Consider the following 6,300-nt stretch of genomic DNA (forward strand, 5'->3'; position numbering starts at 1 on the left):
CCCTGGCCGGACGGCGTACTCGCGCCTTCGATGTCGCCCATCGGTATCGTGGACGGTGGTTCAGCGAATGCCAGCCACCGAGCAGGATGACTGAGATTGACCCGGTCCGGCGGCAGATAAGTAGTTGGTGGGGGATTGTGTGAGCCGCAATATTTTCAAAACGGCTCAAGATATGAGCCGAATGTGATAGATTGTGGCTCATGAGTACGAAATCTGCCTGGATTTGGCGTCGTGCCGAATGGCCTGACTTCACCTACGACGCGCAGATGACCGCACCTGATCTGGCAGAGGCCTACAGAATGCACGGTGTGGTCGAAGGTAAGGCCATGGCCATCGGCCTTGGTCGTACCAGCCAGGTCGCACTGGATGCGCTATCGGATGAGGTGCTGGCCACGGCCGCCATAGAAGGGGTGCGGTTGCCGCTCGATGTTGTTCGGTCGTCCGTGATGCGGCGACTCGGACTGACAACGTCGGGACCTTTCGACCGCCAGGTTGATGGCCTTGTCGAGGTCATCAATGATGCCACGACAGCGTTTGATTTGCCCCTCGATGAGGACCGCTTGTGCCGCTGGCAATCTGCGCTGTTCCCCGGTGGCACGTCCGGCATTCACCGAATCGCCGTCGGCCGATATCGCGACCATGACGATCCGATGCAGATCGTGAGCGCTACGCCAGGCCGTGAGGTAGTGCATTACGAGGCGCCGCCGTCCAGGGACGTGCCGGCGCAAATGAAGCGCTTTCTCACATGGTTCGCAAAGTCTTCGCTGGCGCAGGCCCTGGCGCCGGATGGCAAGCCGATCGATGGCTTCGCTCGGGCCGCCATCGCGCACCTGTGGTTCGAGAGCGTCCACCCGTTTGAGGATGGCAACGGACGCATTGGGAGGGCAATCGTTGACATGGCCATGGCGCAGCATTTGCGGCAACCGGTGCGCCTCTACAGCCTTTCGCGGCAGTTCCTGACTTACCGTTCGGCGTACTACGACGCCCTCAACCAGGCTCAACGCAGTAACACTGATGTCACGGTGTGGGTGCAGTGGTTCGCGCGCCAATGTACGGCAGCCTGTCATGAAGCGAACCACGTCATCGACCAGGCTATCGAGAAGCGGTGGTTTTGGGAGAGGCACGAGGGCTGCAAGTTGCATGAGCGGCAGCGGAGGGTGCTGCAGCGTCTTCTGGACGACGGGGACGGTGGCTTCCTGGGCGGGCTGAACGCCGAGAAGTATATGAAGATGACCGGCGTCTCAAAGGCCACGGCGACACGCGATCTTTCGGAGATGGTCGCAGGTGGACAACTGTGGTGCCATGGAATGGGCAAAGCTATGCGCTACTACATCAATGTGCCTGGGTGGTCACACGGCGTAACCACGGAGCGATGAAAAACCCCGGTCGCAAGAGCGAACCGGGGAGAAACTGATCCCTCACTGAATCGCCGTCATTAATTCGCTTCCGCGACTACCTGTCAGGTCCAGTCCAGACTAGTACGCGTAATGCAGCCAGTAGCTTGTCCAGCGCTGGACGAAGCCCTGCGGCCCTGCGTGCCCAGTACGTAGCCAGTCGAATGTCCATGGTCGGTTGTCAGCCGACGTTGGAACGTCCTTGCTGATGCAGAGGCCAATGGCCGCAGGCGGCCGATCTCTGCATCACGCTGCATCATGACGCCCGCACGGCATCGATCCGGCTACCCATTTGGGTGGTGTGCGCCACCTGTCCTTCTGTCATTGTGAACCCGTTGTCGCGACGCTGCCCGAAAAGGCCAGGTGAGCAATCGACGGCGCGAGGCACGTAGGTCGTATCGCAATTGGCAGGAGACTTGAAATGGAAACCACATCCTCGAGCGGAAATCCCTTGATGGATCTTTCGGACAATCTGGCGGAGATTGGTAAGCGGCTCGCGATGGCCGTCGTAGACGCCCGCAAGGATCGGCATCAAAGTGATGTCCATCATTTTCGAAGTGGTGGACATCATTTTGTCAGAGCCAACACAGAGGCCCGGCAGCCGTAAAGGTCGCCCAAACCATAATCCGGAATTCCGACGTCGCCTGGCGATGGCAGCTTGCGAACCAGGGGTGTCAATCGCCAGATTGGCCCGTGAGAACGGCTTGAACGCGAACCTCGTGTTCACGTGGCGGCGCCGGTATCTGGCGGAACAGCAAGCCGAGGCGGTGCAACTCGTTCCGGTGGCAATCGTGAACGAGGCGTCATCGGTCAATGAACCTCCTGCGCTGCCAGAGCCTGAGACCGTGAGGCCGGCTGTGCCCACTGGTTCAATCGAGGTTCGGATCGGTCGGGCGGTGGTTAAGGTCGACGGTATTGTCGACGCTGAGACGCTTCGAACGGTGTTGAGGAGTCTGCGCTCGTGATTTCTCTGCCAACGGGTACGCGTATCTGGCTTGTCGCGGGCGTCACTGACATGCGCTGCGGCTTCCGTGGCCCGGCTGCCAAGGTGCAAACGGCGCTTGAGGAGAACCCCCTTGGCGGTAACGTCTTCATCTTCCGAGGGCGCCGCGGCGATCTTGTGAAGGTGCTTTGGGCTACTGAGGACGGGCTCTGGCTTCTCGCGAAACGGTTGGAGCGAGGGCGTTTCATCTGGCCGCAGGCCGACGGCGGCAAGATCCATCTGACGAGCGCGCAGTTGTCGATGTTGCTCGAGGGCATCGACTGGCGACAACCACGACGCACCGCCGCACTCTCGATGTTGTAAACCTCGAGGAAGGCTCGTAAACTGCGACGCATGTCCGATCAAGCGCCGCTTCCCGATACTGTCGCCGAGCTCCGTGCCATGGTGCTCGCGCAACAGGCATCGCTGCTTGAGCACCGTGCATCGATTGCGAAGATGGCGGAGGAACTCGCCGCGCGAGATGACGAGATCGAGCGCCTGAAGGCGCAGATCGACAAGCTCAGGCGGATGCACTTCGGGCGCAAGTCCGAACAACTCGCCAAGCAGATCGACAAGCTCGAGGCGCAGCTGGAGGACCTGACGGGCGGCCGTGGTGCTGCCGAGGCGCGTAACCAGCGAGACAGGACACCGAATGCGCCGGCCAGCAAATCGCCTTCGCGAGAACCGCTCCCGCCGCACCTGCCGCGCGAGGAGATCGTACTCGAGCCTGATCCGCTCTGCCCGGTGCGCGACGACCATGCAGCCGCTGGGCGAGGACGTATCCGAACAGCTCGCGCGCGTAGCCGCCGCATTCAAGGTGATCCGCACGATCCGGCGCAAATTGCTTTGCCCCGGCTGCGGCCATATCGAACAACTGCCGATGCCGGGCCTGCCGATCGAGCGCAGCATCGCGCATCCGAGCCTGCTGGCCGATATCGCGGTATCGAAGTTCGCGGATCACCAACCTCTGTATCGCCAGTCGGAGATCGCGGCCCGCGACGGGGTGACGCTCGATCGCGCCAGCATGGGCCGTTGGATCGGCCAGATCGTCGAGCTCTGCATGGTGCTGGTCGAGGCGATCCAGCGCTACGTGCTGGCTGCCGGCAAGCTTCATGGCGACGACACGACGGTTCCCGTCCTCACACCGGGCAACCAGAAGACGACAACCGGCCGATTCTGGGTCTATGTGCGCGACGATCGACGCTCGGGCTCGACGGAGCCTGCGGCAGTCTGGTTCACGTACTCGTCGGACCGCAAGGGTGTTCATCCGCAAACGCACCTCGCCAACTTCAAGGGAATCCTGCAGGCGGATGCCTACGCCGGCTTCGATCAGCTGTACGCAAGCGGCGACGTCTTCGAAGCGGCATGCTGGGATCACGCGAGGAGGTACATATACGACGTTCACGAGCGTACGCCGACTCCGGATACCCAGAAACTGCTCGAGATGATCGGCGAGCTCTACAGCATCGAAGCCGACATTCGCGGCAAACCTCCCGATGAGCGGTTGCGTGTGCGGCAGGAGAAGAGCAAGCCTCTGCTCAACGCGTTCGAATCGACGCTCAGGGCCAAGCTTGCGACGCTGTCGAAGAAGTCTACGCTCACGGGCGCGATCAACTACTCGCTGAACCACTGGGCGGCGCTCACGTTCTACTGCGAGGACGGACGCGCCGAGATCAGCAATGTGCTTGCAGAAAATGCCCTGCGTTGTGTAGCGTTGGGCAGAAAAAACTATTTGTTCGTTGGCTCCGACAGCGGCGGTGAGCGTGCGGCGGCGATGTACAGTCTCATCGGTACGTGCAAACTCAACGAAATCAACCCACGTGCTTACCTCGAATACGTGCTCACTCATATTGCGGACCACAAGGTCAACCGCATCGACGAACTGCTTCCCTGGAACGTGGCCGACAAACTGAAGCCGGCCGCTCCGCCCACGCCCGCCGTTTGACCGGGTAGATCCAGATAGATCGTGTCCACGATCATGGAAACGATCTATCTGGATCTACCCGGACCTCTCCACGCTCTCACATCATGCCCCACGCGCGCGCGAATCGGGGACCGGCCCTGCCGAGCCGCTTACGGAGATTGTCGGGCGAGTCGGACGGAGCGTTGTGGCAGTACACGGCCGGCGTCGCATGCCATCAAGTGGGGTGATCTGGCGCCATGGCGTCGTCGCGACGGCCGCACACACGATCAGGCGTGAGGACGGGATCGAAGTCACATTGACCGACGGCAGTAGGGTCGCCGCACTCCTCGCGGGCCTGGATTTGGGCACCGACCTCGCCGTGCTGAGACTGGACGGCGTGGACCTGGAACCAGTCGAGTCTGGTGATGCCCGGTCACTGAAGCCGGGTCATATGGCGCTCGCTGTCGCGCGTGCGGACGAGTTCGGGGTCAGCGCTGATTTCGGTGTAGTCGGCAGCACAGGGGGGCCCTGGCGCACGTGGAGAGGTGGACAGCTCGATGCGTTCGTGCGACTGGACGGCGGTCTGCGCCCGGGTTTCTCCGGGGCGGCCCTCGCAGATATGCGCGGGCAGGTCATGGGCATCTGCACGTCGGCACTGATGCGCGGCGCCGGCATGGTGATTCCCGGAATGACTGTGGAGCGCGTCACCGATGAACTGTTGGCCAAAGGGCGCGTCTCACGGGGCTACCTTGGCGTCGGCACGCAGCAGGTCAGCCTGCCAGACGCGTGGGTGAACAAACTGAACCTGCCGTTCAATAGCGGATTGCTGATCAATTCGCTTGCGCCGGGCAGTCCCGCAGAACAGGCGGGCGTGCTCATAGGCGATGTCCTGATCGAACTGGACGGCAGGCCGTGCCGCGACATGGACGGCGTGCACGCCGCGCTGGGCTCCGCTAGCATTGGAGAGCAGTTGCAAATCACGTTGATCCGAGGTGGCGAACGCCACGCGTGTTCGGTAACCGTGGGCGAACGTCCCCAACGGAATTCGTGCAGGTGAGGTCCGGGAAGTGGCGAAATGTCGGATGGACAGATGGTACACATGGGGCCGGTGCGGGTCGCGGTGATTGCGGCATCGTCGCAGGTGCGCGCAAGCCTGCAAACACTTGTCGAGGCGACCCCGGCGCTCGAGTTGGTGGGTAGCGCAGCCGACGCCGAAACGCTCGCCGATTGCCTCGCCGGTTCGGTGCCGGATGTGGTCGTGACCGACATCGAGCCGGATGCGAGCGACGCGCTCAAGACGCTAGTCGAACCCGGGCCACCGGGGCTTGTCCTGTTGATCGACGACCCGGATAGCGATTGGATCCTTGACGTGCTGCCCGCCGATGCGACGGCGATCCTGCCGCGCAACGCGATGCCAGCCGAAATCGTCGTGTCCATCGAAGCCGTCGCCGCGGGCCTTTGCGTGTTGTCGCCCGACCTCCTCGCACGGCTGCTGGCCGGAAGAAAACCGTCGCGCCAGATGGCATCCGGCGAACTGTTCGAAGCCTTGACCTTACGGGAGATCGAAGTGCTGGCGATGCTCGCCGACGGACTCGGCAACAAGGAGATCGCGCGGCAACTCGACATCTCGGACAACACGGTGAAATTCCACCTCGCCTCGATCTTCGGGAAACTAGGCGCGACCAATCGCACCGAAGCGGTGATGCTCGGCATGCGGTACGGATTCGTCATGGTGTAGAGAGACACGACGAGCCTCGCCCCGCAAGGACATTGTCCGCTGCTCTCGCATCTTCGACCCGTCAGTCAACCTGGCCTGCACCTCGCCGTGGGGCGCGTGCTTCGCTACGTTCGCAACCATCTGCAGGAACCCGACGCGCTATCGCTGAGTGCGCTGGCCGTAGTGGCCGCCGCGCGCGTTCACCATTCGGCGCGATACCCGCGTTTGGATCGATACGGCGAATGGCTGGCTCGTCATCGATGCGGCTGCGCAGGCGCTTGCCGACGACGTTCGCGGCCTGCTC

7 protein-coding genes and 1 pseudogene are annotated in these 6,300 nt (G+C 62.3%); 7 read left to right on the top strand and 1 reads right to left on the bottom strand.

All coding sequences use genetic code 11. The features are described 5' to 3' along the window. Nucleotides 1–200: 200 nt before the first annotated feature. Nucleotides 201–1,376 carry a Fic family protein gene (locus E1956_RS45960; RefSeq protein WP_134760806.1) on the top strand — a complete coding sequence of 392 codons (1,176 nt, stop codon included), beginning with the start codon at nucleotides 201–203 and terminating at the stop codon, nucleotides 1,374–1,376. Between the two features lie 274 nt (nucleotides 1,377–1,650). Here E1956_RS45960 and E1956_RS45970 read toward each other — a convergent pair whose 3' ends face one another. Further along, a complete protein-coding gene (locus E1956_RS45970; RefSeq protein ID WP_134760808.1) occupies nucleotides 1,651–1,944 on the bottom strand; it encodes a hypothetical protein in 294 nt (97 codons plus the stop codon). 100 nt (nucleotides 1,945–2,044) lie between these two features. Here E1956_RS45970 and tnpA point away from each other — a divergent pair, with 100 nt between their 5' ends. From tnpA to E1956_RS47335, 6 genes and pseudogenes are all read left to right on the top strand, one after another. Next, nucleotides 2,045–2,359 (top strand): IS66-like element accessory protein TnpA, encoded by a 315-nt coding sequence (gene tnpA / locus E1956_RS45975; protein ID WP_232072174.1) that lies wholly within the window; start codon nucleotides 2,045–2,047, stop codon nucleotides 2,357–2,359. After that, nucleotides 2,356–2,700 (top strand): IS66 family insertion sequence element accessory protein TnpB, encoded by a 345-nt coding sequence (gene tnpB / locus E1956_RS45980; RefSeq protein WP_134759364.1) that lies wholly within the window; start codon nucleotides 2,356–2,358, stop codon nucleotides 2,698–2,700. Before tnpA ends, tnpB begins: the two co-directional genes overlap by 4 nt. Nucleotides 2,701–2,730: 30 nt before the next feature. Further along, nucleotides 2,731–4,321 (top strand): annotated as a pseudogene (gene tnpC / locus E1956_RS45985) (IS66 family transposase). Nucleotides 4,322–4,508: 187 nt separating this feature from the next. Beyond that, on the top strand, nucleotides 4,509–5,336 hold the full coding sequence (locus E1956_RS45990) for a S1C family serine protease (RefSeq protein WP_232072558.1): 828 nt from the start codon (nucleotides 4,509–4,511) through the stop codon (nucleotides 5,334–5,336). Nucleotides 5,337–5,354: 18 nt separating this feature from the next. Then, complete coding sequence (locus E1956_RS45995; RefSeq protein ID WP_134760812.1) at nucleotides 5,355–6,017, top strand: response regulator transcription factor; 663 nt, start codon at nucleotides 5,355–5,357, stop codon at nucleotides 6,015–6,017. 208 nt (nucleotides 6,018–6,225) lie between these two features. After that, on the top strand, nucleotides 6,226–6,300 hold a 75-nt coding region (locus E1956_RS47335; RefSeq protein ID WP_418789392.1), incomplete at its 3' end, for a hypothetical protein.

Origin of the sequence: Paraburkholderia pallida, assembly GCF_004524855.1 — a bacterium.
Lineage (GTDB): Bacteria > Pseudomonadota > Gammaproteobacteria > Burkholderiales > Burkholderiaceae > Paraburkholderia > Paraburkholderia oxyphila.

Coding starts and splice junctions, on each gene's coding strand:
- E1956_RS45960 (WP_134760806.1), top strand. CDS start 201: ATGAGTACGAAATCTGCCTGGATTTGGCGTCGTGCCGAATGGCCTGAC.
- E1956_RS45970 (WP_134760808.1), bottom strand. CDS start 1,944: ATGATGGACATCACTTTGATGCCGATCCTTGCGGGCGTCTACGACGGC.
- tnpA (WP_232072174.1), top strand. CDS start 2,045: ATGGCAGCTTGCGAACCAGGGGTGTCAATCGCCAGATTGGCCCGTGAG.
- E1956_RS45990 (WP_232072558.1), top strand. CDS start 4,509: ATGCCATCAAGTGGGGTGATCTGGCGCCATGGCGTCGTCGCGACGGCC.
- E1956_RS45995 (WP_134760812.1), top strand. CDS start 5,355: ATGTCGGATGGACAGATGGTACACATGGGGCCGGTGCGGGTCGCGGTG.